Consider the following 806-nt stretch of genomic DNA (forward strand, 5'->3'; position numbering starts at 1 on the left):
ACTTCTTCGAGCTTGGCGGCCACTCGTTGCTGGCCACCCAGGTCATTGGCCGCCTACGCGAACGACTGCACCTGGAGGTGCCGATCAAGTCGATGTTCACCGCGGAGACACTGGGTGAGTTCTGCCACGGCGTCGAGACCCTCAAGGCCGAGAGCGCGCCGGTGGAAGATGCCCTGGCTAAATCCCTGGAGGCGCTCAAACGTCTATCTGCCGATGAACTTGAAAAACTGATTTCCTAAGAGGCGGTAGCGTGCAAGCACTCATAGAGAAGGTGGGCTCCCTTTCCCCCCAGGAAAGGAAGGCATTGGCTGTCCTGCTCAAGCAGCAAGGTGTCAATCTCTTCGAGATCGCGCCAGTGTTCAAGCGCCAGGACGGCGAGCCCCTGCGGCTCTCCTATGCCCAGGAGCGACAGTGGTTTCTCTGGCAACTGGAGCCGGAAAGCGCGGCCTACCATATCCCGAGTGTCTTGCGTCTACGTGGGCGGCTGGACCTGGATGCCCTGCAACGCAGCTTCGACAGCCTGGTTGCGCGGCACGAGACCCTACGCACCCGTTTTCGCCTCGACGGCGACGAGGCGCGCCAGGAGATCGCCGCATCCATGGCATTGCCGTTGGATATCGTCGCGTTGGGGCCGCTCGAGGAGGGCGCCCTCGCTCGGCAGGTCGAGACGACGATCGCGCGGCCGTTCGACCTGGAGCGTGGGCCGCTGCTGCGGGTGAGCCTGTTGCGGCTGGCCGAGGACGACCATGTGCTGGTGCTGGTCCAGCATCACATCGTGTCCGACGGTTGGTCGATGCAGGTGATGG

2 protein-coding genes are annotated in these 806 nt (G+C 63.2%); both read left to right on the forward strand.

Translation table 11 applies throughout. The features are described from left to right. Positions 1-239, forward strand: a 239-nt coding sequence (locus HMPREF2914_RS13675; protein ID WP_042158205.1) for a phosphopantetheine-binding protein, incomplete at its 5' end; no start/stop codon positions are given. An 11-nt stretch (positions 240-250) separates the two neighbouring features. Beyond that, a partial coding sequence (locus HMPREF2914_RS13680; protein WP_237752438.1) for a condensation domain-containing protein occupies positions 251-806 on the forward strand: 556 nt, incomplete at its 3' end.

Origin of the sequence: Pseudomonas sp. HMSC067G02 (assembly GCF_001813485.1) — a bacterium.
Taxonomy (GTDB): Bacteria; Pseudomonadota; Gammaproteobacteria; order Pseudomonadales; family Pseudomonadaceae; genus Pseudomonas; species Pseudomonas aeruginosa.